The sequence below is a fragment of the Rhizobium sp. WCS2018Hpa-16 genome, assembly GCF_031843705.1.
GTDB lineage: Bacteria > Pseudomonadota > Alphaproteobacteria > Rhizobiales > Rhizobiaceae > Agrobacterium > Agrobacterium tumefaciens_C.
In genome coordinates this window covers 122,010-148,053 of record NZ_JAVTIX010000006.1, presented here as the reverse complement: position 1 = coordinate 148,053, position 26,044 = coordinate 122,010, and the positions used below count along the sequence as shown (strand labels likewise).

Sequence of the window (26,044 nt, the reverse complement as noted above, 5' to 3'; positions counted from 1 at the left end):
GCTTGGCGCGCCTTCAGATTTCCTTGAGATGAAGAAACACTTTCTCAAGAATTTTATTGAGCGATGCCACTTCTTCCGGGCTCATATTGATGAAGGACGCGGCGAGGATCTTGTCTGCTTCCTGCACCGCCAGCTGGCGCGCATTTTCGCCCTGAATTGTCAGGGCTACCTCGGTTGCGCGCTGGTCAGCCTGCCTGACGCGGGTTTCCACCAGTCCATCGGCAGCCATCCTCTGGATGATCTTGGTGGCCGTGTTCAGCTTCAGCACCGCCAGATCCGCAATTTCCGAAACGCTGAGATGATTGTCTTCGTAAAGAGACATCAAAACCCGCCAGCGCGGCATATCAAGCCCGATCGGCTTCAACCGGCTTTCAAGCACGCGGACATAATGACCGTTGACCTGTGAAATCCAGTAGAAGGGCCACTGGCGCCGCATCCGCTTTTCGGTCATGTCCCCCCGCTTGCCGGTAGAGGCCGGGTTTTCGGCAACAGTCATTCGTAAAATCCGCTGAGACGTTATCTCTTCCGAACACCGTATGTCGGCAATGGAAGGCTGATAGGGCGGATTTAGATGAAAATTCCCGTTTCTGCAAGGCGTACATTAGTGGTAATTTTTTAAAGGGTGGAGGGCCGCAGCAGGGAATATCTGATGACGACATAGGATAGCAGGGCAGCGGTTGCGAGGCCGACCCCTGCCAGTGCCGCGTCCGTCAGCCCATGCCGCCACGTGCCAACTTCGGCAACCAGCAGGAAGCACATATTCGCATCCAGTCCAATCGGGGCCGTTCGCGGATGAGCCCGCAATGATGCCCCCGCAGCCAGAAAGCCCACTGTTACCAGAATGATCTGCATGGGATCGCCCGCGAGCGGGAACGTGGCCGCAAGATAGGCAATGCCTGCCATGACGCCGATGGCCACCCCCGGCAATAGCGATTTGAGGATGGGCCTTGGGTCAGGCGCAGATGACATGATCATCGGATAGACGACGAGGGTCATGCAGCCAGCCAGGACATCAAAGCGTGGAAAGGCAATGGCAATCGCGCTGGCTACGCAGGCCATCCCGGCACACAGGCCGAACCGTTTGAGAGATTGCTGGACGCGGCCGTTCATATTGCGCGGCGCAAGTGGCTGAGGGCGCAGTGGCGTGAAGGGAAAGGTAACTGCCGTAACGCAAACGACGCCGATGAGCGTGCACAATATGCGGTCCACGGCGAGCGCAAAGGGCGTCAAAGTCTGGTCATGGGGGAGTGAGGAGATATAGGGCAGAAGAACCACGAGAATGGTGATGCCCGATATGAAGGAACCATAGCTCATGACACTGCCGATCCAGTAGGCCAGTGCTGCGCTGGCGCCGACGCCTATCGCCAGCCAGAACGCCATCCATCCGGGCGATGGATCGAGATAAAGGATCGTTAGCGAGATGAGGGCTCCCGCCAATGTTCCGGCAACACGCAGGATGGCGCGCATGACAAGATCTTCCCGAAAAGCCTGTTGAACGACCCACACCGGCATGGCCGCCCAGAATGGGTTGGAAAGGCCAAGCGCTTTTGCACAGGCAAGCGCGCAGGCGGCGGCCAGGAAAAGCTGGAGAGTGAGTGAGAGGCTCCTCGGCATTGGTCATCCTTAATGGCGTGTGTGACCTTCGAGCGCACGATGTCCACAATTTAGAAACGGGAAGGCCGCCCCGATGGGCGGCCGGTAGTTTTATGGATGGGCGCTGTAGCACCGCTGCGTCTGGTAGAACAACCGTCTCACGGTGGGCGCGAGAACATCGTTCCAATCCATCCGGGAAGAGACTTACTCGAAGACTCGACCCAGGTTCTGGTAGAGATCGGGCTTGCGCGACCGGATGGTGTGGGCGAGCAAGGCACCAACTGCACCAGTGGCAACGATAATCCATGGGAAGGACTTTACAACGATATGCTCGGACCCTGCCAGCACCGTGAGGTTCATCCACACCAGGCCGAAGGCCACGACCAGACCCAGCAACGCAATGACAGGCATCACAAGCGTGACCATTGCGCTATGGTCATGGGTATGATTGCGCCGGAAATAGGCGATGATGGCAAACGAAACCAGAATCTGCACGCCGACGATGCCAAGGACCGCAAGCGCTGACATCCATGAGAACACCACGGTAAATCCATCCGCACCACCTGCAACAAAGGCAAGCAGAACGATTGCAGCCGATGCCGATTGCAGATTGCCGGCTGTTGCGGGTGAACCGTGAACGGGATGAACGCGGGCGAGTGACTTGCTGAGCAAACCTTCGCGTCCGAGCGCAAAGAAGTAACGGTTCAATGTGTTGTGGAAAGAGAGGATGCAGGCAAAGAAGGAAAGCGCCAGCAGGCCGTTCATGAGCAGGACGGACCATTTGCCGAGGATCGATTCCGCCGCGACGAAATACATGCCGGTGATGTTGTTGGCAGCGGCACCCTGGATCTGCGAGAAACCGTAATATTGCGCGATAGCCCAGGTGGAGAACGCATAGAAAGCCGTGATCAGGAAGACGGCGATATAGGTTGCGCGCGGAATGGTCTTGGCGGGATCACGCGCTTCTTCTGCAAAAATGGCCGTGGATTCAAATCCGATGAAGGACCCGATCACGAAAACCAGCGCAATACCCAGTCCCGGCGTGAAAACCACCGAAGGTGCGAAGTTTTGCAGCGTCATGCCTTCCGGCCCACCGCCTTGCATCAGGATGCCGATATTGAGGAAGGCGAGAATGACGAATTCCAGCACCATGGCAAGTCCGAGGATCTTGCCGGAAAAGGCAATGTTTCGCCGCCCCGCCAGATGAACCAGCACCAGCACCACCAGTGCCCACACGAACCATGGCGCGTGAAGACCGAGCTGGCCGATCATATCCGACAGAAAAACGCCGAAAAGTGCATAAACAGCCAGTTGCACGGAGCTATAGGTCAAAAGCGAGATCAGCGCGCCACCAACGGCTGCAGGCTTTCCAAGGCCGAGCGCGATATAGGTATAGAATGCGCCGGTTCCGCCGACATGTCGGCTCATGGCCGTGAAGCCCGCGGAAAAGATGATGTAGAGCAGCCCCGCAAGCACGAAGGCTCCCGGCACACCCGGACCGTTGCCGAAGGCAAATGCGGCGGGTGACGCGCCAACGACAGCCGTCAACGGTGCCGCGGCCGCAACCACGAAAAAGACAATGTGCGAAATGCCGATCGAATTACGCGCAAGGCGTTGTTCCGCAGGCTGTGCCGCGGCCGATTGGTGCGTCATGATGAATTCCCATTTGTTCCACTTATAATTATTGCGGTGAGTATGTATGCGCGCTGGCATTCGCCCACTGTATTATCCGCCAATTTTCCGATAAAATGCGCCAGACTGCAAAGAGGAAGCGTAAATTGTCCAAGGCGGGGCCGGCCAGAAATTCACTGCATAAAGTCGCGGCAATTCGCGCCTCCGCTTTAATCCCCATGCTCAATTTTGCGACGTCTTCCGGGGATGCCGCGTCCCAATCGATGAGCCGGCACGGTTTCGATCACAGTCTTTTGAACGACCCGTACCGCGTCGTATCATTGGCGCACTATGTCGGTCTGTTCGAGGATCTTTCAAAAGAAACCGGTGAGCCCAATCTGGGCCTGAAGCTTGGCATGCGCATTCGGCCTGCGGATATGGGGCCGATGGGTGTGCTGTTCTCCCTATCGCCAACCATGCGCGATGGGTTTGGCCGATTATGCACCTATGTTCGGGCCTTGCAGGGAGGGACCTATTCATCGTTTTTCGACGTGGCCGACAACATGATCTGGACCTACCGTCTTGCCGATATGGGCCTTTGGCCAAGGCGTCAGGATGCCGAATACACCATGGCGGCGGTTTGTCAGCTTGTCCGCTCTTGCTTTGCTGCGGATTGGCGCCCGGTCGAGGTGCATTTCGAACACGAGGAAGAAGCCGACAAGGCCTTGCTGCACCGGGTGTTCCGGGCACCCGTTCTTTACGGCCAGACGGCCAACAGGTTTGTTGTCGCCCGCGACGATGCCAACCGAATTTTTCGCTCGGAAGACAGCGGTCTCGTCGCCATTCTGGAACGCCATATTGCCGATCTGATGGGAGAAACGCCCGATATTGCCGAGGAAACGCTGAGCGAACGGGTGCGGGCGCTTGTGGCGATGAACCTTGGTCAAAGAGCCGTCGATCTTGCTTCTGTGGCAAGAGAATTGGGAATGTCACCCCGCAGCCTTCAGCGCCAGTTGCTGGCAGAGGGTACGAGCATGCGGGACGTTATTCGCAGTCACCGCGTTCAATTGGCTTCGCGGCAACTGGGCCAGAAGCGGGCGCGGATCGCCGAAGTGGCGGAATCGCTTGGTTATGCTGACGGAACCGTTTTGTGGCGGGCGTATAAGAAATGGACCGGCGAGGGCCCAAAGGCGGGCAGGCTGCGTGAAAATGCCAGCGACCTGCCCGAGGCGGCTCCCGTTCAGGGGAAACAGGAGCCGCCAGATGCTGTGTGAGCCTTCAGCGATAGGCGATGCAAACCGCCTTCGTTTCCAGATAGTTGTCGAGTGCGCCACGTCCATGCTCACGCCCGATGCCTGATTGCTTCATGCCGCCAAACGGCATGTTCTGGTCTGGAATATTATGGGTGTTGATCCAGACCGTGCCAGCCTGGAGTTTGGGCACATAGCGCATGACCTTGTTCAGATCCTGCGTCCAGAGTGAGGCGCTCAGGCCGTATCTTGTATCGTTTGCAAGGCGTATTGCCTCATCGGCATCGTCAAACGGCGTCATGGCAATGACCGGTCCGAAAATTTCATCCTGCATCAGGGACATGTCCTGACGCACATCGGTAAACAGTTCCGGCGCGACATAAAATCCCTTGTCCGGTGCCGATCCGCCGATCATTGGCTTTGCACCATTCTCGATACCCCGGGCGATGCAGGCTTTGATATGGGCCTGGTGGCGCGCGGAAACGACGGGGTTGATCTGGTGGCGCGGATCAAATCCCGAGCCAACCGAAAGGCTTCTTGTGACATTGGCGATGATCTCCAGCGCCTTCTCGTAGATACCCTTCTGGGCATAGATACGCACGCCCGAGCAGCAGGTCTGGCCTGAATTGAAGAAGCTGCCGATGCCTGCGGCTATCCCAAGAAGATCAAGATCCATGTCGTCAAACATGACCATCGGTGCCTTGCCGCCCAGTTCCAGCGTCACCCGCTTCATATCCTTGATGGCCTGGATGCCGATGATCTTGCCGGTTTCCGTCGAGCCGGTGAATGTCACCTTCGATACCTGCGGATGCGCCACCAGAGGCGCTCCGGCATCAGGTCCCAAGCCGGTCACCACGTTGACGACACCTTCGGGAATGCCTGCCTCCAGGCACAGTTCCGCAAGGCGGATCGACGTCAGCGGCGTTTCTTCAGCGGGCTTCAGAACCACTGTGCATCCGGCAGCCAGCGCGGGTGCGATTTTCCACGCCGCCATCGTCAGGGGGAAATTCCATGGTGTGATGGCCGCGACAACGCCCACGGCTTCCTTGCGGGTAAAGGCCTGATACTGCATGCCCGGCGGGATCGCGATCGATACATCCAGCGTCGAGCCTTCGATCTTGGTCGCCCAGCCCGCCATGTAGCGGAAATATTCAGCGGAATTGATGACCTCGGCCAGTCGCGCCATCATGATGGACTTGCCGTTGTTCAATGTCTCAAGCTGCGCAAGCTCCTCGCCATTGGCCTCGATCAGATCGGCAAGCTTCAGCATCAGGTTCTGCCTCTGGCTCGGCAGCATGCGCGACCATTCACCATCGAAGGCGCGTTTGGCAGCGGTGACCGCAGCATCCACATCAGCAGCATTTGCGGCAGGCACCTGGGCGAGAGCCTCGCCTGTCGCAGGGTTATAGACGCTATAGGTTTCGCCGCTGGAAGCGAAAACACGCTTGCCGGCGATGACCATTTTCGGAGCCTGCAGGAATTCCACGACTGCGGGCGAAAGGGTCTCTACCGGAGAGTCAGGCTGTGCAATATTCATGACATTCTTCCTTCTGCGCGGGCTTTAGCCGCTGACAATAAAAGTTGCTGGCAATCGCCCATTACGCTGCGGCGGGGACCATGATGAAATCGAAATCTGCGACCCACACTTCCGTGTCTGTTTCCGCCTGCTTTACAGTGCAGATCAGAGAGGGCTTCACGCCGAAGACGGCGTCGGAGGTCAGGTAATCATCGCCTGCCACAAAGGTGTGCGTGATCAGGCGCTCGAAGCCGGGGGCGGAGACGAGGAAATGCATGTGCGCCGGACGCCATGGGTGACGTCCCAGAGCAGCGAGCATGTCCCCCACAGGTCCATCATCGGGAATGGGGTAGGAAACGGGCCGGATGCCACGGAAGCTGTAGCGGCCATCCGGGCCGGTGCGAAAGATGCCGCGATTGTTGAAGGGTGGCTGGATGTCCGGCTGCTGCACGTCATAAAAGCCGTCGGCATTGTCGGACCAGACATCGATGAGCGCGTTCTCGATGGGCGCGCCATCAAGATCCATGACACGGCCCTGGAAGAGACAGATCTCGCCCTTGCCATCCAGGCTGATGACCGCTCCCATCTCCCGTTCCGGCGCACCGTCCACGTGGAAGGGGCCAAAGACGGTGCTTTCCGTCGCACCCGGCGGTTTGCGATGGTTGATGGCATCGACGAGCATCGAGACGCCAAGCGAATCCGACAGGAGGATGAACTCCTGCCGCGTTGCCGAACACATCTGGCCGGTGCGTGTCAGGAAGTCGATGGCGTGCTCCCATTCCTTCTCCGTCAGGCTTACATCCTTGACGAACGCGTGCATGTGGCTGACCAGCGATGTCATGATCTGCGCCAAGCGTGGATCCACCTTCGTGCCGATGCGATCATTCACACTGTCAACCGAGTTTTCTTCGGAAAAATAGGTCATGGCTTGTCCTCAGAAGCGGTGGGTCTTGTGCCTGCAAAAGCGTCGGAAATCAGCCTGTGCAAAGCGGGCTTTTCAAGCGCGCGCGGGTTCCAGTAGGGGTTGGCAACCGCCAGTTCCACTACGGTGTCCATGCCATCTGCTGGCATGCCGAGTTGCTTGAGCGATATCGGCGCGCCGAGGCGCTGAGCAAAATCAAACAGGGCGCCAGCCGGGTCCGAGCCGAAGATGCCCGTGAGCTTTTCGATGACATCGGGAATAGCTGGCGCGTTATAGGCAAGCGCGTGCGGCAGTATGACCGTGTGTGTTTCGGCATGGGGAAGGTTGAAGCTGCCGCCCAGCGTGTGGCAAAGTTTGTGATGAAGCGCCATGCCGACCGAGCCGAGACAGATGCCACACAGCCAGGCGCCGTAGAGGGCTTCGCTGCGCGCCGCTTTATCCTGCGGATTGGCGACGATGAGGGGCAGGGCCTTCGAAAGCGCCTTGATGGCCTCCAGGGCCAAGGCTTCGATGACCGGGTTGCGATCTCGCGCATATAGCGCTTCGATCGCGTGGGCGATGGCGTTCACGCCGCTGGTGGCGGAAATCGAGGCGGGCAGCCCCATGGTCAGGTCCACGTCGTAAATCACGACCTGCGGAAGCACCTTGGGCGTGTTCTGCGTTACCTTTCGGCCCTGGCTCGTCTCGCCAAGAATGGGCGTCATTTCAGACCCGGCATAGGTTGTCGGCAACACGATCTGGGGAAGGCCTGTGCGCAGGGCAATTGCCTTGCCGAGACCGGTTGTCGAGCCGCCGCCAACGGCAACGAGCACATCCGCCTTCAACTGTCTTGCGCGGTCTGCTGCAAAATCGCTGATATCAACCGGCGTGTGCATTGTTGCGCCGGAAAACAGGCCAACGGTCTGCGACCCCAGAAGGTCTGCAAGCACTTTCGCATCTGCCTCCTGCTCCGGTGTCGACAGGACAAGCGCCCGGCGCGCGCCCAACCGCTCCACCTCCTGAGGCAGTTGCTGCATCGTTCCTGATCCGAAGATCACCCGGCCCGGATGCCCGGTGTATATGAAGCTGCGCGGCTGCATTCAATTTCCTCCCATAAATGGATCGGTGGCAACCAGCTCTGGCTTAACTCTGCCCCGCCTACCTGCCGCCATCCGTCACCCGTTCATGACCCTTTTTTCTGCCGGCGGAACGGACCTGTTCCTGAGGCAAAGCGAGCCACGCTCTCTCCACGAGATTGACATTCTCAAATTACGGTATAAATCACGTATTTGGAAAAACAGAATTGCGCAATACGCAACAGCGCAACAAGAGCGGAACAACCGGCAATAATGCCCGATACTGGAGGCCTCAATGGACCGACTGGCGGAGCTTGAAATTTTTACGCGGGTGGCAGAGGAAGCCAGCCTCACGCGCGCAGCAGACTGTCTTGGATTATCGGTGTCGGGTGTCAGCCGGCACCTGACCAGCCTTGAAGAGCGCTTGTCCGTGCGCCTTGTTCATCGAACGACACGGCAGCTGACACTCACCCCCGAGGGCGAACAATTCGCCATTCGTGCCCGGGAAATCCTGGGCCGATTGAACGAGGCCGAAACACAGATCTGTCAGGATGCGGCAGAACCCAAGGGCACGTTGAAGCTGGGCTGTTCCCTGTCTTTCGCCCAATTGCACATGCTGCCCGTCATCGCCGAATTCAAACAATCCTATCCCGGCATCCACATCGATCTGCAGATATCCAATCGCTATTGCGATATCATCGAAAATGGGCTGGACTTGGCGGTAAGAACCCGCTCGGTGGAAAGTGACAGCAGCATCACGATCCGAAAGCTTGCGGAAACCTCACGCCTGATGGCAGCATCTCCCGACTATATCGAAAGACGGGGCGTGCCGGAAAAGCCTGAGGATCTCGCAAAGCACAGCCTTCTGCTTTACAACTTGTCTGCTGATTGGGAGTCTCTGCGCCTGACCCGCGACGGCGAAACGCGGAGAGTACCGGTATCGGGAGAATTGGTCTGCAATGATGGCCAGATCCTGCGGCGCGCAGCGCTCGATGGTCTCGGCATCGTGGTTCAGCCTGCCTACATTCTTTCCGATGACATCAAGGCCGGACGGCTTGTACCCGTTTTGACCGATTGGGAACTTCCACGGCTCACTATGAACCTCGCCTTTCCGTCCAAGACCCATATGCCTGCCCGTACACGGCTGTTCATCGACAGTCTGGTCAGCTATTTCGGCCGTAAACGGTTTGAGCAGGAGTGGCGTCTGCCAGCGGTTGCGACGAGCCTCTGTTAGCCCGCGCAACCATCGTCAAAACGCTTTGATCGTGCTTTTGGAGTGGGCTTCCTCATGAGGGTGGCCCACAGTCTTTGTGCGCCTGCGGAACAAATGAGACCAAGTCGTGTTGTGCTTCTGAGAAGGATCGCCACCATACGCGACCCGGGAACCACCCGTGAAAAGCGCCTAGCCACGCAGCATCTGCCAATTGTTGGCAACCCTCATGACAGATCGAGACATTTTATGACCAACTACAGCGCGGACACATCCGTCGTCTCTGAAATTGCCACATTGCGCCTTGCTCTTCCGACATGGATTGTCAGCACCGTCGAGCTAGTGGAGCTTTCGGAAAATGCGGAGCGCGCAGCCCGGACCGTGAACCCTGAAACAGACGACAAGGCGCGTGAGTTAATCGTTGAAGTCGCGGAATGGCAGCAGAAACTTGTCGACTGGCAAAAACACGATTTAAGCCCACGGCTCAAAGCAGAACTTCGCATCTTGAAGGCAACGCTTGATGCATCGATGGATGAGGCGAATGCCGCTGCATCCAGACTTGGACTGTCCTAACTTGCAGCAGAACATTCGACCGCCAGCGTCAGGGCGGTGCTGGCGTTCAGCCCTTAAACGTGTTGCCCGCCATTGATATGGATTTCCGCACCATTGATGTATGACGAGGCATCGGTGCAGAGGAAGTAGATGGTTTCAGCCACCTCTCTTGGATCGCCCAGTCGCAGCATTGGCACTTCGGCAGCCACCAGATCGTCTGTTCCGGGCGAGAGGATAGATGTCGCGATTTCGCCCGGCGCAATCGCATTGGCTCGCACCCCCCGCCGACCAAACTCATGGGCCATTTCGCGTGTCAGCGATCCCAATGCCGCTTTAGAGGCGGCATAGGCTACGCCTGCAAAGGGGTGGACGCGCGTGCCGGCAATCGAGGTTACGTTGACGATGGAACCCTTGGCGGCTTCGAGCTCGGGCATCAATGCCCGTGCAATCAGCGCTGTGGAAATCACATTGACGTTCAGCACCTGCGTCCATACATCCGCATCCGTGCCCATCACGCCAAGCCTGCTCTTTTCCGGTCCTTTGGGAGAAATGCCCGCATTGTTGACCAGTGCATGCAGCCTTCCATGCGGAAGGCGCTCACGCACGGTTTCAGCCAGACGTTCAACCTGCGACAGATCGGAAAGATCGGCTTGAATGTGGCTTTCGCGAGCAGATGGCCAAGCGCATTCCTCCGAAAAGGCCTGCCGCGAGACCGTCAATATGCGCCAGCCTTTCGATTGGAAAAACTTGACGGTGGCGTGGCCAATGCCGCGACTTGCCCCTGTCAACAACATGTAGCGACGTTCTTCACTCATTCGGACACGCTCCATTGATGCTGACTAGAAGGTAAGGTGCAGCGTGCCGAATTCAAGTCGAAGCGTGAAGCCGCAGTCACCTGACATGCAAAAGAAGCGGCAGTCCTGCGACCACCGCCTCTCTCATTCTGACCAAGCCTTATGATGCACGAGCAGCAGCGACAGCATCCAGAGCGCGTTGAACTGCGTCAAACATCTCGTCGATCTGCTCGGCGGTGATGATCAGTGGCGGGCAGAAGCACAGTGCGTCACCCACGGCGCGGCAAATCACCCCTTCCTTCTCAAGTGCTGCTGCCACGGTCACTGCCGCATCGCCAACCTTGCCGTCTGCGAAAGGTTTGATTTCCAGAGCGCCAAGCAGGCCCACGCCACGGGAAGAATGGGCAAGAGAATGTTCTGCCAGCCCCGAAAGGCGCGACAGGAACTGTGGTGAAAGGCGCGCTGCATTGCCCACCAGATCACGCTCCTGAATGATCTTCAGGTTCTCAAGGCCAACGGCTGTGGCAACAGGATGGCCCGATGCCGTGAAGCCGTGACCGAATATACCGATCCGGTCGGATTCATCGGCAATCGGCTGATAGAAATGGTCATTCATCACGATTGCCGAAAGCGGCATATAGGACGACGAAATCTGTTTGGAGAGGATCATCACGTCGGGCTGAATGCCATAGGTCTGGCATGCAAACATGTTTCCGGTGCGGCCAAAGCCGCAGATGACTTCATCGACAACCAGCAGAATGTCGTATTTCTTGAGGATTGCCTGCACGCCCTCCCAGTATCCCTCCGGCGGCACAAGCACGCCGCCAGCGCCCATTACGGGCTCGCCCCAGAAGGCGGCAACGGTTTCCGGCCCTTCCTTGAGGATGAGGTCTTCCAGATCCTTCAGCATGCGGGCGGTAAAATCCGCCTCGCTTTCACCGTCATGGCCAAAATGCACATAGGACGGGCAGGATGTGTGGAACATCCGGTCGAGTGGCAGGTCAAAGCTTTCGTGGTTGCGGGGAAGTCCGGTGATGGAGGCAGACGCAATCGTTACCCCGTGATAGCCCTTGACGCGGCCGATGATCTTTTTCTTGTCCTTGTTGCCAAGGGCGTTGGCGCGGTACCAGACCATTTTGCAGGCAAGATCGTTGGCTTCCGAACCCGATGATGTGAAATGCACTTTCGACATCGGTACCGGCGCCATCTGGATCAGCATTTCCGCAAGCTCAATGGAGGGTCCATGGGTCTTGTAGGCGAAGGTGTGATAGTAGGGCAGCTTTTCCATCTGCGCCTTCGCCACGTCCACAAGGCGCTGTTCGCCAAAGCCCACGGCAACCGACCAGAGGCCAGCAAGACCTTCAATGTAACGCTTGCCGTTATTATCGAAAACATAGATGCCATCGCCGGATTCGATGACGAGGCCGCCGGTCTTCTCATATTTCCTCAGATTGACGCTCGGGTGCATCTGATAGGCAATATCGCGGCCTTCCATGGAGTTCGGTATGATGGTCATGCTGCGTCCTTCGTCCAATTGCATTCGCACCCGGTCCGAGGCTGGCCGGTGTATCCTTGTCACTTAAGCATGCACAGGCAGGTGCTGCCATCTTCATTGTGGTCTTAACCTGCAATTTTGTGCCGAATATGCAGCGATTTCGAGAGATGCGTATGTTCAGCCTCAAGCCGGAAATTTCCGGCTAAGAAAGCGCGATTGGGCCATGCCGAAGCGCCAGGGGTGGTCGATGGCCTTGGAAATGCCAATGCGCGGGCCAGCCACGCTGACGGCTCGAGATGCGGCGGCGCTGACGAAGACTGCATCACCGGTCAGCGGCGCTCCATCCATCTCCTGCGTAATCCCCAGCGCCTGCGTGAGCTTTCCCGGCCCCGAGCAAAGTCTGGCCGGATCGCTCATGTTGCGGCGAACGGCCATGATATCGAGACCATCGGTTGGTTCCAGTGCGCGGATCAGAACGGCTGACCCCGGCGTGCAGACAATGTTGGCGCACCAATGCAGCCCGTAGCAGCGATAGACATAGAGATGCCCAGCCGGGCCAAACATGGTGCGGGTGCGCGGCGTCGGTCCATTGAAGCTGTGAGACGCCGGATCATCCGTCCGATAGGCTTCCGTTTCGACAATGATGCCAGCAGTCGAATGAACATGGAATGTGCAGCCGATGAGCGCTTGCGCCACCAGCACAGCGTCTCTTGCGTAGAAGGATTGCGAAAGAGGGATCATCGGGCGCACCCCATGGTCACGGCCTCACTTTGTTGTGTAGTCATGATTAACGAAGCTGTAACGCAAATTCACGACTCTTTGTCCTCTGGGTCAGTTGCCGCGATGCGGCCAACTTCTCTATGTAAGGTATCGCTTACTGAGGCGGGCAAGGCGTTTTAATGACTGAATCGATGTTTTCGAGGTACATACCTTCGAATTTACAAGCTATTGCAAGAACGATGGCACGCGGCGCGGCTGTTGCCGGCCTGTGCGCGGCGCTGGCTGCCTGCACATCCATGGGTCTCGATAGCGCCGAGAAGGCTGCGCCGAAACTCTCCTCCAGGGTTGCGGCTTCCATGTCTGCAAAGGGCATGAAGCCTGAAAGCCCGGTTCTGGTGCGCATCTTCAAGCAGGAAAGTGAACTGGAAGTCTGGAAGGTCGACAAGACCGGCAGCTACGCTTTGTTCAAGACCTATCCCATGTGCCGTTGGTCTGGAAAGCTCGGTCCCAAGACCAAGAGCGGCGACCGTCAGGCGCCTGAAGGTTTTTACCACGTCTCGGCGGGAATGCTGAACCCGAACTCGCAATATTTTGTCTCATTCAATCTGGGCTATCCCAACAGGCTGGAATCCGCGCTGGGTTACACCGGTGAAGCGCTGATGGTGCATGGCGCCTGTTCGTCGTCGGGCTGCTACGCGATGACGGATCAGCAGGTGGGTGAAATCTACGCGATTGTCGACCGGGCGCTGAAGGGCGGACAAAGCCAGTTTCAGGTGCAGGCTTTTCCTTTCCGCATGACGGCCCGCAATATGGCGGCCTACAAGGACGACCCGAACTTCCCGTTCTGGAAGACGATGAAAGAAGGATACGACACGTTCGAACTGACAAGACGTCAGCCAAAAGTATCGGTCTGCGGTCGGCGCTATATGTTCAACGCCGAGTTTGCCGGTGGCGAACCGACCGATCCTCTCGCCAGCTGCCCGCCCATGGCAACACAGCCGGACCCGGCAATTGCCGCAAAGCTCAGTGCCGAGCAGCAGAAGCTTGCGCTGGCGCTGAATGAGGTCAAGCCGAGCGCTGTCAGCGCCTATGTGGATGGCGGCATGCACCCTAGCTTCCGGGCGCTTTTGAAAAACAGCGGCCCGAAAAGCATGGCGGAAAAAGTTTCCGGTACGAAATACCCCATCAGCCGCCCAGAAGCGGCGCTTGCGGACCCTTTTGCGGGTGCAAGATAAAACCTTAAGGACAGAAATTGACGATGCAAGACACGACCCGCAGGTCTTTCCTCTTCGGCACGGGAGGTCTGGCTTTGACTGCGCTTGCCGGATGCACCACCACGCCGCGCGAGGTCGAAAGCAACGTGCAGCCTGTGGCCGACCCGTTCTATGCCGAGATCTACGGTGCCAAGCCTGACGAGCAGTTTCCTCTGCCAGCGATCCCTTACGAGAAAATCGACCGCCGCTTCTATCGCCAGATGGTCGCCAACCCGACCGGCGAACGCCCCGGCACGATTGTTGTCGATACGGCCAATCACTTCCTTTACCTCACCTATGAGGGTGGACAGGCCATGCGTTACGGCGTGGGCCTGGGCCGCGCCGGATTTGAATGGGCCGGAAGAGGCGTGATCCAGTACAAGCGTCAATGGCCGCGCTGGACGCCGCCGGATGAAATGATTGGCCGCCAGCCGGAACTGGCACCCTACAGCGCTGCCAATGGCGGCATGGCACCGGGGCTCAACAACCCGCTAGGTGCGCGCGCGCTCTACATTTTCAAGGATGGAGTGGATACGATCTATCGTCTGCACGGCTCCCCGGAATGGTGGACCATCGGCAAATCGGTCTCATCGGGCTGCGTGCGCCTGATGAACCAGGATATTATCGATCTCTATAATCGTGTGCCGGATGGAACGCCCATCGTGGTCATGTCGGGTGCGCCCGCCGCGCAATCCGTCGCCATGGCGCCGATGTTGGACACGATGTAAGTCCCCATTATGTTCAGTGGGTGGAGCTGTCTTCTTCCCACTGAACGCAAATGGAAGCGCCGTTCGATGAGGCAGTGGCAGACTGGGTGAGGTTTGCCCGCAGGCTTTGCGTCATCGCGCCAATCAGACGCGTGCCAAGACCCGTGCCTTTGGGCGGGTTCTCGCCATTGATGCCAACGCCATCATCTTCCACTACCATGCTGATCGTGCCGTTATCGCGTGTCAGGTGGATGCGTATTTCACCCTCGCCGCCGGGATAGGCGTATTTCAATGCATTGGTGGTCAGCTCGGTCACGATTACGCCCAAGGCAACGGCCTGATCGGGCGTTGCCGTAACGGTATCCATCCGCGTCGAAATGCGGATCTTTTCACTATCGCGAGAAGATCTGGCCAGGTCATTGATGATGGAGGAGAGATACGCATTGAGTTCGACCTCCCCGACATTATCGGCAGTGTAGAGGCTGCGGTGAACGCCGGCGATGGCTGAGATACGGCTTTGTGTCTCCAGAAGCGCGGTGCGCGCTTCCTCCGTTGCGACAGCATTCAGCTGCATGCGGATCATCGCAGATACGAGTGAGAGGCTGTTGGCGATGCGGTGGTTCATCTCCTTGGCCATCAGTTCGGCGCGTTCCTTCGCCTGAACCAATTGCCGTTCGGCATCTTCCTTTTCGCGGCGCAACTGGAAATTTTCCAGCGCCTGCTGAATGGAATTGAGCAGAAGCGGAAAGAAATCATCCGCCACATTCTTGATGACGTAATCGGCGGCCCCGGCCTTCAAGGCATCGATAGCGACCTGTGCTTCGCTGGCACCGGTCACATAGAGGATGGGAATCCGGCGTGATGCCTCACCGATGGCGGCGAGAAACTGCAGCCCCGTGCCGTTCTGGAAATAATGATCCAGAACAACGGCATCGAATGACCCGGCCTCGAACTCTTCCAATCCGGTGCCGACCGAAGCTGCGTGAACCACAGTTATGTCATGACGACCGAGAACCCGCTGCGCGAGCTTTGCGAGCGTTGGGTCGTCATCGACATAGAGGATTCGCAGGGTCATTGGGCTTTCACGGGACCTGGATTACGGAAAAGAATAGGCCGAGATTTCTGATGGCGGTCGCGAAGCCCTCATAGTCCACCGGCTTGGTGATATAGACATTGGCGCCAAGATCATAGCATTTCTGAATCTCGGTCTCGTCGTCCGTAGTCGTCAATACCACAACCGGGAGGCGCTTTGTGTATTCATTGCTCTTGATCTGTTCAAGGATCTTGATGCCGGACATGTCCGGCAGGTTCAGGTCGAGCAGAATGAGAAGATAGCGGTCCTTGCTGACCAACCCGTCGCGCTCCGGACCCAGAATGAAATCCAGCGCCTTGTGGCCGAGCGTGAACGGAACAATCTCGTTGTGGACGCCTGCGCGCCGCACATTCTTTTCGATGAGGCGTGCATGGCCTTCATCGTCTTCGACCATGACAATTGTCACTTCCTGGCCTGTTGCTTTCATATGTCGCTTCCTCGCGTGATTTTTCTAAGGTCTGTCGGCAATGTCAGGTGGAACGTGCTGCCCTTGCCAAGCTCGGACACGACCGTAATGTCTCCGCCTAAATTTCTGATGAGCGAGCGCACATGGGCAAGGCCGATGCCTTCACCCTGCTGATCCTGCTCTCCGGCGCGGCGGAAGAGCTCGAAGATGCGCTCGTAATCGTCGTCGGCAATACCGCGCCCATTGTCGCTCACATCAACGCGCACAATACCCCGGCCTTGCGGCAGAATGCGGGCGCTCAGCTCAAGCGGGCGTCCGGGCATCTGGTATTTGACGGCGTTATCGAAGAGGTTGCCGAGGATCTGATCGAGTGAAATGCGGTCGCTGATAACCGTAAAATTCTGCACGTCTACATCGATGGTGCCGTCCACGGCGGTCACCTGATGCTGCACGCTTGCGGCGGCCGATGTCAGGATTTCCTTGAGGTCAACCTTCTCAGCCTGAAGCTTGCGGCGTCCATCGCGGGAAATTTTAAGAATGGCGTTGATCAACTGGTCCATCTTGCGCGTGGAAGAGCGGATGAAGCCCATGGCTTCGGGCAGGTCTTCCTGCACAGCAAGCCTTGCGTCCTGCACATCCCGCTCGGATAGCGGCTTTCCATCCGCAAGAACAAATGCCTGAACCGGCTTCAGCGATGCGTCGAATTCCGAAAGAAAGCCCATGATGTTGACCAAAGGTGCGCGCAGATCATGGGTCACGATATAGGCGAAACGCTGGATTTCCTGGTTTGCACGAATGAGGTCGCGGGTTCGCTCATCCACGCGCTCTTCCAGTCCGCGGTTCAGTTCATCCACCTCTTCGCGAGAGCGCATCAGCTCGCGGATGTATTTCACGATCAGTCCCAGCGCACCGCCAAGCACACCCAGAATGGCAATCGCCCCGCCGATCGTTACCCAGCGAAGGTTCTCTGCCGCCGATAGTTGGTCGGCCACGATGACGCGAAGGCGGTCATCCGTCATCTGCTGGAAATGGTTGAGCGTATCGCGGATGGCGCGCATATAGGCAAGGCCGGTATCGCTGCGCACAAGCTCGATGGCCTCGGGCATCCGATCATTTCTGACCAGCTCGATGCCGCGACCGATTTCGGCCAGCTTGGCGTCGAGGTTGGATTGCAAAGCGCCAAGTTCGGGCTTGTATTCCGGGCGGTCGCCCACGCGTTCAACGAGCAGGGCACGCTTGTTGGCCAGCGTCGCCAATGCGTCCTGATAGGGCACGAGATAGCGCTCGTCACTCGTCAGAAGGAAGCCACGTTGTCCGGTTTCCGCATCCTGTACGGTGGTCAGGACGTCGAGAATGGAAGCGCGCAGCCGCCGCAGCTCTGCGGTTTCCTGGGAATATTTGTTGTTTGCCTGGACCAGCCAGAGCGATGTCGCAACCATCCCCACGAGCAGGACAACGCCCACCCCAAGCATGATAAGCGTTCGTTGAATGAACGCAGATAATTTAGCCACCGCAAGCCCCGTATTTTTTTAGATATCGCGTAAATAGTCCAGCGGCGGTTGCTTATGCAAGGCATTGCTACAGCAATGGTTAAGTTGTTCACTTTTATCGAACATGCCGCATGGCATTCGGGCGTGATACCTGTGGTTTAAACACAAAAAACCCACCCGTTGCGGCGGATGGGTTCAATTTTTGTCGGCAACAATGGTTTAGAGGCTGCGGCCGATATCGAGAAACTTCTGGCGGCGTTCAGCGCGCAACTGCGTGCCTGCCAGCGGAACCAGATCGCGCAGTGCCGCGTCGATGGTCTTGCCGGTGGCTGCGATAACCTTGGCCGGGTCACGGTGGGCGCCGCCCATGGGTTCTGGAATGATGCCATCAATCACGCCCAGCGACCGCAGATCCTCTGAGGTGATGCGCATGTTGGTGGCCGCTTCCTTGGCGCGGGTGGAGTCGCGCCACAGAATGGAGGCCGCACCTTCGGGTGAAATCACCGAATAGATCGCATGTTCCAGCATGTAGACGCGGTTGCCGGTGGCAATAGCGATGGCTCCGCCGGAGCCGCCTTCACCGATGACCACGGAGATGATCGGAACCTTCGCGTTGAGGCACATTTCCGTTGAACGCGCGATGGCTTCCGCCTGTCCGCGCTCTTCGGCACCAACGCCTGGATAGGCACCTGCAGTGTCGATCAGCGTCACGACGGGAAGACCGAAACGGTCGGCCAGCTCAAGCACGCGGATCGCTTTGCGGTATCCTTCGGGACGCGGGCTGCCGAAATTGTGTTTCAGGCGCGATTTGGTGTCGCTGCCCTTTTCCTGGCCAATGATGGCGACTGCCTGTCCGTTGAAACGGCCGAGACCTGCCTGGATCGCGGCATCCTCGGCAAATTTGCGGTCGCCAGCCAAGGGGGTAAAATCGGTGAACAGCGCCTTGGCATAGTCAACGAAATGGGGCCGCTGGGGATGACGCGCAACCTGCGTCTTCTGCCAGGCGTTCAGTTTGGAGTAGATATCCTGCATCGCGTCCTGAACGCGCGATTCAAGACGGGAAATCTCCTCCGACGTATCTATGCTCTCGTCTTCGGCAGCGAGTTTTTTCAACTCGAGAATTTTGCCTTCGAGGTCCGAGATAGGTTTTTCGAAGTCGAGGTAGCTGTGCATGAGATCCGATTCCGATCGTTTTGCGCAAGGTTGTACCGGATTATTCCGGCGGTTTTGGACGCTCTATTCAAGGTTTTTGGCCTGTTTGGCAAGAGGGTGGTGCGTTTGTACCAGTTCTTGCAGCCGTTCTTCCAGCACATGTGTATAGATTTGTGTCGTGGAAATGTCCGAATGGCCAAGCAGTTCCTGCACGGCGCGCAGGTCAGCACCGTTCTGCAGCAGGTGGCTGGCAAAAGCGTGCCGTATCACGTGCGGCGATATGGTGGATGGTGTCAGGCCAGCGCGAATGGCGATATCTTTGAGGTCGCGGGCAAATACCTGCCGTGGCAGATGCCCCTCCTTGCCGTTGGATGGAAACAGCCACGTGCTTTCAGGCTGGCCCTCCTTTTGGGGTGCCAGGGCATTTCTTGCCTGTTCGTATTTGTCCATCGCCGCCATGGCCGCGCGCGACAACAGCACCATCCGGTCCTTGTTGCCCTTTCCCCGGATCATCAGAAAGCGGCCTTCATGGCGCAAAACCTTGGCCGGAAGGGAAACCAGTTCGCTTACCCGCATGCCGGTCGCATAGAGAAGCTCGAGCAGCAAGTGCATGCGAATGCGCGCAAGCTGGCCAGGACCTTCCGTTTCTGCTTCTTGGGAGGCTTGGGCTAAAAGCGCGGTAACATTGGCAACGCTCATGGTTTTTGGCAGGGAGCGGCCCTTGCGCGGCGCATCCAGTATGCCCGTCGGGTCATCGCCACGCAGACCCTCCGAATAGAGAAACTTGTAAAACTGCCGCATGGAAGACAGACGCCTCGCCTGCGAGGAGGCGGCAAAGCCCTGTGCCGAAAGATGAGTGAGATAGGCCGATAGATCGGATGAAGCCGCCTCGCTGAAAGCCACTTTGCGGTCTGTCAGAAAGTCTGCAAGGTCGTTCAGATCGCGCTCATAGGATGTCAGCGTGTTGGCGGCCGATCCCCGTTCTGCGCTCATCATTTCCAGAAAACTTTCCAGCCGCGCATTGTCCTGAGCCTTCATGGAAACAGCCTTCGTCCTCATGGGGTGGGCGGGTTCAGCCGCTCGGATGGAATTCTGACCGTAATTTCCCGCTCCCGCGGCTCCACCAGCATGACAAGCGACAGCATGCTGCCATAGATGATGCCAGCTATGGCGACCAGAACGAAGATGAAGCGAAAAAGGGTTGGCATGCATACTCCGGTCAGGTCTTGGCACTTCATATCAGGCGCAGTTGCGGCAAAGGCAAGGTCCGCACCCCGCATTTGCCATGGGTCTTAGAGGCGATTCTCGTTCTATAAGGCGCAATTAGGCTTGACGCTTGGTAAACATTTGCAGATACCGATCCCAAACGGACCATCATTCATGAGCGAACCCAACACAAGTTTTCACCCTGCTACAGGTGAGAAATCGATCGGTGAAAAAGCGCGGGCTGCGCTTGGAAAGCGGAACCTTGTTTTCGTGGGCTTGATGGGCGCGGGCAAGTCCGCCATTGGCAGGCTGGTCGCCCAACAGCTCAGGATACCTTTCATCGACACCGATGTTGAAATCGAGCGCGTATCGCGCATGACGATTTCCGAACTGTTTGCCGCCTACGGCGAAGATGAGTTCCGGGCGCTCGAAAAGCGGGTCATCAAGCGGCTGTTGCGCGGCGGGCCTAAGGTTGTTTCGACCGGTGGCGGGGCTTTCGTTAATGAAGGCACGCGCAAGCAGATCAAGCGCGGCAGCATATCCATGTGGCTGAAAGCCGACCTCGATGTCTTGTGGGAGCGGGTCAACAAACGCGAACACCGGCCTTTGCTGAAGACAGAAAACCCGAAAGCCACATTGCAGGCTCTGATGGAGCGCCGCTACCCGATTTATGAAGAAGCCGACATAACGATCGAGTCACGCGATGTCCGCAAGGAAATCATCGTGCATGAAGTGCTGGAAGCAATCGTCGGTGCAGAGCAGAAAGCCTGATCCATGACATCTCACGAAATGCCCGCCGATGAACGCCTCGTACATGTGCCGCTGCCGGACCGTGCCTATGATATTCTGATCGGACCTGGCCTCGTCAGCCGTGCAGGGGGCGAGATTTCCTCGCGCCTGAAGGGAAAGCGCGCCGCCATCATCACCGATGAGCATGTTGCGCCGCTCTATCTTGAGGCTTTGATGGATGGCCTTCAGACGGATGGCATCGAGGCCGTCTCCCTGACGCTGCCGGCTGGTGAAAAGACCAAGAGCTTTGAGCATCTGATGACCGTTTGCGATACCGTGCTTGCGGCCCGGATAGAGCGCAACGATGCGGTGATTGCACTCGGCGGCGGCGTCATCGGCGATCTCGCGGGCTTTGCCGCAGGCATCGTTCGTCGTGGCGTCCGCTTCGTGCAGATCCCAACATCGCTTTTGGCGCAGGTCGATTCGTCCGTTGGCGGCAAGACCGGCATCAATTCGCGCCATGGCAAGAACCTTGTCGGCGTCTTTCATCAGCCCGATCTCGTGCTCGCGGATACTGCGGTACTCGATACGTTGAGCCCGCGCGAATTTCGCGCCGGTTACGCGGAGGTCGTTAAATACGGCCTGATCGATAAGCCGGAATTTTTCGGCTGGCTGGAGAAGAACTGGACCGACATTCTTGCGGGTGGTCCGGCTCGTATCGAGGCCATTGCCGTCAGCTGTCAGGCGAAATCCGATGTGGTTGTCGCCGACGAAAAGGAAAATGGCGTCCGGGCCCTGCTCAATCTGGGCCACACTTTCGGCCACGCGCTCGAAAGTGCGACGGAATACGACAGCCGCCGTCTGGTCCATGGTGAAGGCGTTGCCATCGGCATGGTACTCGCGCACCAGTTTTCCGCACGCCTCAATCTGGCAAGCCCTGATGATGCCGCCCGTGTCGAAGCGCATCTGAAGGCCGTCGGCCTGCCGACGACCATGAAGGATATTCCCGGCGCTTTGCCACCGGTTGAAACGCTGCTGACCGCGATTGCTCAGGACAAGAAGGTCAAGGGCGGCAAGCTGACCTTCATCCTCACCCACGGCATCGGCCAGTCCTTCGTGGCAGATGATGTGGCGGCGTCAGAGGTGCAGTCGTTCCTCAGCGAAAAGCATCCGGGCTGATCTCAGAACCGGGTCTTTTCGCCCGGGGCTGCGATCTCAAGCGCAAGCGCGTGCAGACCAGCATCCAGTTCCGGCTTTAGAAGTGAGTTGACGGCGCGGTGGCGGTCAACACGGGACTTGCCCGCGAAGCTTTCTGACACCATCTGAACACGCATATGCGTCTCGTCTGCGCCGGTGATATCGGGCTGATGTCCCGCATGCATATGACTTTCATCAATGACCTTGAGTCGCTCAGGCGCGAACGCTTCTTTGAGCTTGTTTTCTATGCTGTCGCGCAAGGTCATGTGTGGCGTCTCCAACGGGTCGTGCCTCTAAAAGGGGGTTATCTAAAGACCCGTAACATTCTGCTTTGTCAATTCTTGTTGTGCGCGATTTCGCGCACCATAATCAGGCTACCATGAAACTGGATTCGAAATACTTCGACCGCATTCGCACACGCCGCAGAAAGGACCGGGAGCCTGAGATTCAGACCCCGACCTGTCAGTGGGATGGGTGCGAAAAGCCGGGCGCTCACCGTGCCCCCGTCGGCCGCCATGCCGAAGGGCAATTCTTCATGTTCTGTTTTGAGCATGTGAAGGATTACAACAAGGGTTATAATTATTTTTCCGGCCTGTCGGATGCCGAAATCGCGCGATATCAGAAAGAGGCGATCACCGGGCATCGTCCCACCTGGACGGTTGGCGTCAACAAGAGCGCTGCTGAAAGTGCGCTGCATTCGACGCTTCGATCCGGTTCAGCCAGTGCGACCAATGCGCGCATCAGAGATCCCTTCGGCTTTGCATCCGGGCAGGGGCGGACCGGCGGCCCCCGTTATCAGCAGAGCCGCAAGCTCAAGACCCTGGAACAAAAAGCCTTCGATACGCTTGGGCTTTCTGTGAATGCCAATCAGGACGAAATAAAACGGAGCTATAAGGACCTTGTCAAAAAGCACCATCCTGATGCTAATGGTGGTGATCGCGGTTCGGAGGAGCGTTTTCGTGCTGTAATTCAAGCCTACCAATTGTTAAAGCAAGCAGGTTTCTGCTAAGCCCTTTCCTGTGAGCGCCTGATAGATATTGTGGCCGGGTGGCTGCTACCCGCCTTGGAGTCGTTATGAGCAAAATTGACCTTGATATAACAAACCTGCCGGATACCACAGTCTCCGTGAGAGACGTTTTCGGTATCGACACGGATTTGCGCGTGCCTGCCTATTCGAAGGGTGACGCCTATGTGCCGGATCTTGATCCGGACTACCTGTTCGACCGTGATACCACGCTCGCCATTCTGGCCGGTTTTGCTCACAACCGACGCGTGATGGTCTCGGGCTTTCATGGCACTGGTAAGTCAACCCATATCGAGCAGGTTGCGGCCCGCCTGAACTGGCCTTGCGTGCGCGTCAATCTGGATAGCCATGTCAGCCGTATCGACCTCGTCGGCAAGGACGCCATCGTTCTGAAGGACGGCAAGCAGGTAACCGAATTCAAGGACGGCATTTTGCCATGGGCCTACCAGCACAATGTGGCGCTGGTATTCGATGAATATGATGCCGGTCGCCCGGACGTGATGTTCGTTATTCAGCGCGTGCTGGAATCATCAGGTCGCCTGACGCTGCTCGACCAGAGCCGCGTGATCCGTCCTCATCCTGCCTTCCGCATTTTCGCAACAGCCAACACGGTTGGCCTGGGTGATACGACCGGCCTCTACCACGGCACACAGCAGATCAACCAGGCACAGATGGACCGCTGGTCTGTCGTGACAACGCTGAACTATCTGCCGCATGAGCAGGAAGTTGCCATCGTTGTTGCCAAGGTCAAAAGCCTTGATAACGCCAAGGGCCGCGAAACCGCCTCCAAGATGGTGCGTGTTGCCGATCTGACCCGTTCGGCCTTCGTCAATGGTGATCTTTCCACCGTCATGAGCCCGCGCACGGTCATCACCTGGGCCGAAAACGCCGATATTTTCGGCGATGTCGCCTTCGCGTTCCGCGTTACCTTCCTCAACAAGTGCGATGAGCTGGAGCGGACGCTGGTGGCTGAACATTATCAGCGCGCATTTGGCGTCGAGTTGAAGGAAAGCGCTGCGAACATCGTTCTCAGCGCCTGATTTTCCCCGGCATATCCGGAGAATGTCACCAGTAAGTTGAAGACACCAGCCCTTCCGCCATCCGGCGGAGGGCGAGCGTTCAGGATCGACAGGAAAGACCATGGCAGGCCGCGGCGACAATGTGAGACCCAAATCCGGGACGGTGATCGATGCAGAACCGCTGCGTCAGGCCATTACCGGATGTGTGCGCTCGATTGCGGGTGACTCGGAAGTCGAAGTGGTCTTTGCCAATGAACGCCCCGGTTTGGCCGGTGAGCGCATGCGCCTGCCGGAAATCTCCAAGAAACCGACCGTTCAGGAAATCGCCATTACCCGAGGCCTTGGTGATTCCATGGCGTTGCGTCTGGCCTGCCACGATAGCGATATCCACGCCACCATGTCGCCGCAGGGGCCGGATGCAAGGCTGATCTTCGATGCGGTGGAACAGGCACGTGTGGAATCCATCGGCGCCATGCGTATGGCTGGCATGGCATCCAACATCAGCGCGATGAATGCCGAGAAATACGCCAAGGCGAATTTCGTCAATATCAAAACCCAGGAAGAAGCGCCACTCGCCGAAGCCATCGCCATGATGGTTCGCGAAAAGCTGACCGGCGAGAAGCCTCCGCAAAGTGCAGGCCAGGTGCTGGATCTCTGGCGGCCATTCATTGAAGACAAGGCCTCTGCCGATCTTCAGGATCTGTCCAAGGTCGTTGAAGACCAGAAGGCCTTTTCGAAGCTCATCCGCAAGATGCTGACCTCCATGCAGATGGCGGAGGATTTTGGCGACGAGGACGACCAGCCCGAAAGCCAGGAAACCGAGAGCGAAGAAGACCAGCCCGCCAGCAACGAGACGCAGGAAGAGCAGGTCGAGGAAGAAGCCGGTTCCGACGCCGCCCCTGCCGAAGAGAGCGAAGCCTCTCAGGAGCAGATGGAAGACGGCGAGATGGATGGTGCCGAGATGTCGGAGGACGAAATGTCCGACGATCTCGATGAGGATTCCGAAACGCCCGGCGAAACCCGTCGTCCAAACAGCCCCTTCGATGATTTCAACGAGAAGGTCGATTACCGCATCTTCACGCAGGAATTCGACGAAGAAATTTCCGCCGAAGAACTTTGCGACGAAGCCGAGCTCGACCGTCTGCGGGCGTTCCTCGACAAGCAGCTCGCGCATTTGCAGGGTGCCGTCGGGCGCCTGGCCAACCGTTTGCAACGTCGCCTGATGGCGCAGCAGAACCGGTCGTGGGATTTCGATCTGGAAGAGGGCTATCTCGATCCGGCCCGTCTCGTGCGTCTGGTGATCGACCCCATGCAGCCGCTGTCTTTCAAGAAGGAACGCGATACCAAGTTCCGCGATACGGTTGTCTCGCTGGTCATCGACAATTCCGGCTCCATGCGCGGCCGCCCGATTACGGTTGCGGCCACCTGCGCCGATATTCTGGCGCGCACTCTGGAACGTTCGGGCGTGAAAGTGGAAATTCTCGGCTTTACGACGAAAGCCTGGAAGGGCGGTCAATCGCGTGAGCAGTGGCTGGCCAATGGCAAGCCGCCATCTCCCGGTCGCCTCAACGACCTGCGCCACATTGTCTACAAGTCGGCAGACGCGCCATGGCGTCGTTCGCGCCGCAATCTCGGCCTCATGATGCGTGAAGGCTTGCTGAAGGAAAACATCGACGGCGAGGCACTGATGTGGGCACATAACCGCCTCATCAACCGGCCTGAACAGCGCAAGATCATGATGATGATCTCGGATGGTGCGCCGGTGGATGATTCGACGCTTTCGGTCAATCCGGGCAACTATCTGGAGCGCCACCTGCGCGCCGTCATCGAGCAGATCGAGACACGCTCGTCGGTGGAACTGCTTGCCATCGGTATCGGCCATGACGTGACGCGCTACTATCGCCGCGCCGTGACGATTGTGGATGCAGACGAATTGGCAGGCGCGATGACCGAGCAACTCGCCGCGTTGTTTGAAGATACGAGCGCAGCCCCCCGCCGGTCCGGCAGGATGCGCCGTGCCAGCTAGGTCAACGCTGGCCTTAGCCTCCAC

General features: G+C 57.8%; 26 protein-coding genes. 10 read left to right on the top strand and 16 right to left on the bottom strand.

Annotation, left to right across the window (positions count from 1 at the left end):
• Positions 1 to 13: 13 nt before the first annotated feature.
• From RQI55_RS17615 to RQI55_RS17605, 3 genes are all read right to left on the bottom strand, one after another.
• Entirely contained in the window at positions 14 to 496 is a 483-nt protein-coding gene (locus RQI55_RS17615; protein WP_155398753.1) for a MarR family winged helix-turn-helix transcriptional regulator, read from the bottom strand.
• 119 nt (positions 497 to 615) lie between these two features.
• A complete protein-coding gene (locus tag RQI55_RS17610) occupies positions 616 to 1,614 on the bottom strand; it encodes an FUSC family protein (RefSeq protein WP_042616849.1) in 999 nt (332 codons plus the stop codon).
• A gap of 183 nt (positions 1,615 to 1,797) precedes the next feature.
• Positions 1,798 to 3,246, bottom strand: coding sequence for an APC family permease (locus RQI55_RS17605; RefSeq protein ID WP_042617016.1), 1,449 nt, complete (start codon positions 3,244 to 3,246; stop codon positions 1,798 to 1,800).
• Between the two features lie 242 nt (positions 3,247 to 3,488).
• On the opposite strand from RQI55_RS17605, the gene RQI55_RS17600 reads away from it, so the two are divergent.
• Complete coding sequence (locus RQI55_RS17600; protein WP_082249841.1) at positions 3,489 to 4,478, top strand: AraC family transcriptional regulator; 990 nt, start codon at positions 3,489 to 3,491, stop codon at positions 4,476 to 4,478.
• A 4-nt stretch (positions 4,479 to 4,482) separates the two neighbouring features.
• On the opposite strand, the gene RQI55_RS17595 is transcribed toward RQI55_RS17600, so the two are convergent.
• The 3 genes from RQI55_RS17595 to RQI55_RS17585 form a co-directional block, all read right to left on the bottom strand.
• Positions 4,483 to 5,991: an aldehyde dehydrogenase family protein gene (locus tag RQI55_RS17595; RefSeq protein WP_311273045.1), complete on the bottom strand. Its 1,509-nt coding sequence runs from the start codon at positions 5,989 to 5,991 to the stop codon at positions 4,483 to 4,485.
• Positions 5,992 to 6,052: 61 nt separating this feature from the next.
• On the bottom strand, positions 6,053 to 6,895 hold the full coding sequence (locus RQI55_RS17590; RefSeq protein WP_042616852.1) for an intradiol ring-cleavage dioxygenase: 843 nt from the start codon (positions 6,893 to 6,895) through the stop codon (positions 6,053 to 6,055).
• On the bottom strand, positions 6,892 to 7,971 hold the full coding sequence (locus RQI55_RS17585; protein ID WP_042616853.1) for a maleylacetate reductase: 1,080 nt from the start codon (positions 7,969 to 7,971) through the stop codon (positions 6,892 to 6,894). Before RQI55_RS17585 ends, RQI55_RS17590 begins: the two co-directional genes overlap by 4 nt.
• A gap of 271 nt (positions 7,972 to 8,242) precedes the next feature.
• On the opposite strand from RQI55_RS17585, the gene RQI55_RS17580 reads away from it, so the two are divergent.
• Positions 8,243 to 9,181, top strand: coding sequence for a LysR family transcriptional regulator (locus tag RQI55_RS17580; protein WP_311273043.1), 939 nt, complete (start codon positions 8,243 to 8,245; stop codon positions 9,179 to 9,181).
• A 225-nt stretch (positions 9,182 to 9,406) separates the two neighbouring features.
• Positions 9,407 to 9,730, top strand: a complete 324-nt coding sequence (locus RQI55_RS17575) for a hypothetical protein (RefSeq protein WP_192066130.1) — start codon at positions 9,407 to 9,409, stop codon at positions 9,728 to 9,730.
• A gap of 53 nt (positions 9,731 to 9,783) precedes the next feature.
• Here the strand turns inward: RQI55_RS17575 and RQI55_RS17570 are convergent, their stop codons facing one another.
• The 3 genes from RQI55_RS17570 to RQI55_RS17560 all read right to left on the bottom strand — a co-directional run bounded on the left by RQI55_RS17570 (position 9,784) and on the right by RQI55_RS17560 (position 12,739).
• Positions 9,784 to 10,524 (bottom strand): SDR family NAD(P)-dependent oxidoreductase, encoded by a 741-nt coding sequence (locus tag RQI55_RS17570; RefSeq protein ID WP_192066131.1) that lies wholly within the window; start codon positions 10,522 to 10,524, stop codon positions 9,784 to 9,786.
• Between the two features lie 139 nt (positions 10,525 to 10,663).
• Positions 10,664 to 12,019, bottom strand: a complete 1,356-nt coding sequence (locus RQI55_RS17565; protein ID WP_311273042.1) for an aspartate aminotransferase family protein — start codon at positions 12,017 to 12,019, stop codon at positions 10,664 to 10,666.
• 162 nt (positions 12,020 to 12,181) lie between these two features.
• Complete coding sequence (locus RQI55_RS17560) at positions 12,182 to 12,739, bottom strand: DNA-3-methyladenine glycosylase (RefSeq protein WP_311273041.1); 558 nt, start codon at positions 12,737 to 12,739, stop codon at positions 12,182 to 12,184.
• Between the two features lie 218 nt (positions 12,740 to 12,957).
• Here RQI55_RS17560 and RQI55_RS17555 point away from each other — a divergent pair, with 218 nt between their 5' ends.
• Positions 12,958 to 13,953 (top strand): murein L,D-transpeptidase family protein, encoded by a 996-nt coding sequence (locus tag RQI55_RS17555; RefSeq protein WP_311273040.1) that lies wholly within the window; start codon positions 12,958 to 12,960, stop codon positions 13,951 to 13,953.
• Between the two features lie 23 nt (positions 13,954 to 13,976).
• Positions 13,977 to 14,699: a L,D-transpeptidase gene (locus RQI55_RS17550; protein WP_311273039.1), complete on the top strand. Its 723-nt coding sequence runs from the start codon at positions 13,977 to 13,979 to the stop codon at positions 14,697 to 14,699.
• 13 nt (positions 14,700 to 14,712) lie between these two features.
• Here the strand turns inward: RQI55_RS17550 and RQI55_RS17545 are convergent, their stop codons facing one another.
• The 6 genes from RQI55_RS17545 to RQI55_RS17520 all read right to left on the bottom strand — a co-directional run bounded on the left by RQI55_RS17545 (position 14,713) and on the right by RQI55_RS17520 (position 20,027).
• Entirely contained in the window at positions 14,713 to 15,753 is a 1,041-nt protein-coding gene (locus tag RQI55_RS17545; protein WP_311273038.1) for a histidine kinase dimerization/phosphoacceptor domain -containing protein, read from the bottom strand.
• A gap of 7 nt (positions 15,754 to 15,760) precedes the next feature.
• Positions 15,761 to 16,198 carry a response regulator gene (locus RQI55_RS17540; RefSeq protein WP_042616860.1) on the bottom strand — a complete coding sequence of 146 codons (438 nt, stop codon included), beginning with the start codon at positions 16,196 to 16,198 and terminating at the stop codon, positions 15,761 to 15,763.
• Positions 16,195 to 17,649: a CHASE3 domain-containing protein gene (locus RQI55_RS17535; RefSeq protein ID WP_311273101.1), complete on the bottom strand. Its 1,455-nt coding sequence runs from the start codon at positions 17,647 to 17,649 to the stop codon at positions 16,195 to 16,197. Before RQI55_RS17535 ends, RQI55_RS17540 begins: the two co-directional genes overlap by 4 nt.
• A gap of 237 nt (positions 17,650 to 17,886) precedes the next feature.
• On the bottom strand, positions 17,887 to 18,840 hold the full coding sequence (locus tag RQI55_RS17530; RefSeq protein ID WP_042616862.1) for an acetyl-CoA carboxylase carboxyltransferase subunit alpha: 954 nt from the start codon (positions 18,838 to 18,840) through the stop codon (positions 17,887 to 17,889).
• Between the two features lie 63 nt (positions 18,841 to 18,903).
• The gene (xerD, locus tag RQI55_RS17525) at positions 18,904 to 19,857 is read right to left on the bottom strand and encodes a site-specific tyrosine recombinase XerD (RefSeq protein WP_311273037.1); all 954 of its coding nucleotides are present in this window, start codon (positions 19,855 to 19,857) and stop codon (positions 18,904 to 18,906) included.
• A gap of 17 nt (positions 19,858 to 19,874) precedes the next feature.
• Complete coding sequence (locus tag RQI55_RS17520) at positions 19,875 to 20,027, bottom strand: hypothetical protein (protein ID WP_042617019.1); 153 nt, start codon at positions 20,025 to 20,027, stop codon at positions 19,875 to 19,877.
• A gap of 172 nt (positions 20,028 to 20,199) precedes the next feature.
• Here RQI55_RS17520 and RQI55_RS17515 point away from each other — a divergent pair, with 172 nt between their 5' ends.
• Entirely contained in the window at positions 20,200 to 20,796 is a 597-nt protein-coding gene (locus RQI55_RS17515) for a shikimate kinase (protein ID WP_042616864.1), read from the top strand.
• Positions 20,797 to 20,799: 3 nt separating this feature from the next.
• Positions 20,800 to 21,933, top strand: coding sequence for a 3-dehydroquinate synthase (gene aroB / locus RQI55_RS17510; protein ID WP_311273036.1), 1,134 nt, complete (start codon positions 20,800 to 20,802; stop codon positions 21,931 to 21,933).
• Between the two features lie 2 nt (positions 21,934 to 21,935).
• Here the strand turns inward: aroB and RQI55_RS17505 are convergent, their stop codons facing one another.
• A complete protein-coding gene (locus RQI55_RS17505; RefSeq protein WP_311273035.1) occupies positions 21,936 to 22,217 on the bottom strand; it encodes a BolA family protein in 282 nt (93 codons plus the stop codon).
• Between the two features lie 113 nt (positions 22,218 to 22,330).
• On the opposite strand from RQI55_RS17505, the gene RQI55_RS17500 reads away from it, so the two are divergent.
• The 3 genes from RQI55_RS17500 (at position 22,331) to cobT (ending at position 26,020) form a co-directional block, all read left to right on the top strand.
• On the top strand, positions 22,331 to 22,960 hold the full coding sequence (locus tag RQI55_RS17500; RefSeq protein WP_042616867.1) for a J domain-containing protein: 630 nt from the start codon (positions 22,331 to 22,333) through the stop codon (positions 22,958 to 22,960).
• Positions 22,961 to 23,025: 65 nt separating this feature from the next.
• Complete coding sequence (gene cobS / locus RQI55_RS17495; RefSeq protein ID WP_042616868.1) at positions 23,026 to 24,015, top strand: cobaltochelatase subunit CobS; 990 nt, start codon at positions 23,026 to 23,028, stop codon at positions 24,013 to 24,015.
• A gap of 100 nt (positions 24,016 to 24,115) precedes the next feature.
• Positions 24,116 to 26,020, top strand: coding sequence for a cobaltochelatase subunit CobT (cobT, locus tag RQI55_RS17490; RefSeq protein WP_042616869.1), 1,905 nt, complete (start codon positions 24,116 to 24,118; stop codon positions 26,018 to 26,020).
• Positions 26,021 to 26,044 lie beyond the last annotated feature (24 nt).

What these genes read in the sequence shown, in the direction of transcription:
- RQI55_RS17615 (WP_155398753.1), bottom strand. Translation starts at nt 496, where the DNA reads ATGACTGTTGCCGAAAACCCGGCCTCTACCGGCAAGCGGGGGGACATG.
- RQI55_RS17610 (WP_042616849.1), bottom strand. Translation starts at nt 1,614, where the DNA reads ATGCCGAGGAGCCTCTCACTCACTCTCCAGCTTTTCCTGGCCGCCGCC.
- RQI55_RS17605 (WP_042617016.1), bottom strand. Translation starts at nt 3,246, where the DNA reads ATGACGCACCAATCGGCCGCGGCACAGCCTGCGGAACAACGCCTTGCG.
- RQI55_RS17600 (WP_082249841.1), top strand. Translation starts at nt 3,489, where the DNA reads ATGAGCCGGCACGGTTTCGATCACAGTCTTTTGAACGACCCGTACCGC.
- RQI55_RS17595 (WP_311273045.1), bottom strand. Translation starts at nt 5,991, where the DNA reads ATGAATATTGCACAGCCTGACTCTCCGGTAGAGACCCTTTCGCCCGCA.
- RQI55_RS17590 (WP_042616852.1), bottom strand. Translation starts at nt 6,895, where the DNA reads ATGACCTATTTTTCCGAAGAAAACTCGGTTGACAGTGTGAATGATCGC.
- RQI55_RS17585 (WP_042616853.1), bottom strand. Translation starts at nt 7,971, where the DNA reads ATGCAGCCGCGCAGCTTCATATACACCGGGCATCCGGGCCGGGTGATC.
- RQI55_RS17580 (WP_311273043.1), top strand. Translation starts at nt 8,243, where the DNA reads ATGGACCGACTGGCGGAGCTTGAAATTTTTACGCGGGTGGCAGAGGAA.
- RQI55_RS17575 (WP_192066130.1), top strand. Translation starts at nt 9,407, where the DNA reads ATGACCAACTACAGCGCGGACACATCCGTCGTCTCTGAAATTGCCACA.
- RQI55_RS17570 (WP_192066131.1), bottom strand. Translation starts at nt 10,524, where the DNA reads ATGAGTGAAGAACGTCGCTACATGTTGTTGACAGGGGCAAGTCGCGGC.
- RQI55_RS17565 (WP_311273042.1), bottom strand. Translation starts at nt 12,019, where the DNA reads ATGACCATCATACCGAACTCCATGGAAGGCCGCGATATTGCCTATCAG.
- RQI55_RS17560 (WP_311273041.1), bottom strand. Translation starts at nt 12,739, where the DNA reads ATGATCCCTCTTTCGCAATCCTTCTACGCAAGAGACGCTGTGCTGGTG.
- RQI55_RS17555 (WP_311273040.1), top strand. Translation starts at nt 12,958, where the DNA reads ATGGCACGCGGCGCGGCTGTTGCCGGCCTGTGCGCGGCGCTGGCTGCC.
- RQI55_RS17550 (WP_311273039.1), top strand. Translation starts at nt 13,977, where the DNA reads ATGCAAGACACGACCCGCAGGTCTTTCCTCTTCGGCACGGGAGGTCTG.
- RQI55_RS17545 (WP_311273038.1), bottom strand. Translation starts at nt 15,753, where the DNA reads ATGACCCTGCGAATCCTCTATGTCGATGACGACCCAACGCTCGCAAAG.
- RQI55_RS17540 (WP_042616860.1), bottom strand. Translation starts at nt 16,198, where the DNA reads ATGAAAGCAACAGGCCAGGAAGTGACAATTGTCATGGTCGAAGACGAT.
- RQI55_RS17535 (WP_311273101.1), bottom strand. Translation starts at nt 17,649, where the DNA reads ATGCTTGGGGTGGGCGTTGTCCTGCTCGTGGGGATGGTTGCGACATCG.
- RQI55_RS17530 (WP_042616862.1), bottom strand. Translation starts at nt 18,840, where the DNA reads ATGCACAGCTACCTCGACTTCGAAAAACCTATCTCGGACCTCGAAGGC.
- xerD (WP_311273037.1), bottom strand. Translation starts at nt 19,857, where the DNA reads ATGAAGGCTCAGGACAATGCGCGGCTGGAAAGTTTTCTGGAAATGATG.
- RQI55_RS17520 (WP_042617019.1), bottom strand. Translation starts at nt 20,027, where the DNA reads ATGCCAACCCTTTTTCGCTTCATCTTCGTTCTGGTCGCCATAGCTGGC.
- RQI55_RS17515 (WP_042616864.1), top strand. Translation starts at nt 20,200, where the DNA reads ATGAGCGAACCCAACACAAGTTTTCACCCTGCTACAGGTGAGAAATCG.
- aroB (WP_311273036.1), top strand. Translation starts at nt 20,800, where the DNA reads ATGACATCTCACGAAATGCCCGCCGATGAACGCCTCGTACATGTGCCG.
- RQI55_RS17505 (WP_311273035.1), bottom strand. Translation starts at nt 22,217, where the DNA reads ATGACCTTGCGCGACAGCATAGAAAACAAGCTCAAAGAAGCGTTCGCG.
- RQI55_RS17500 (WP_042616867.1), top strand. Translation starts at nt 22,331, where the DNA reads ATGAAACTGGATTCGAAATACTTCGACCGCATTCGCACACGCCGCAGA.
- cobS (WP_042616868.1), top strand. Translation starts at nt 23,026, where the DNA reads ATGAGCAAAATTGACCTTGATATAACAAACCTGCCGGATACCACAGTC.
- cobT (WP_042616869.1), top strand. Translation starts at nt 24,116, where the DNA reads ATGGCAGGCCGCGGCGACAATGTGAGACCCAAATCCGGGACGGTGATC.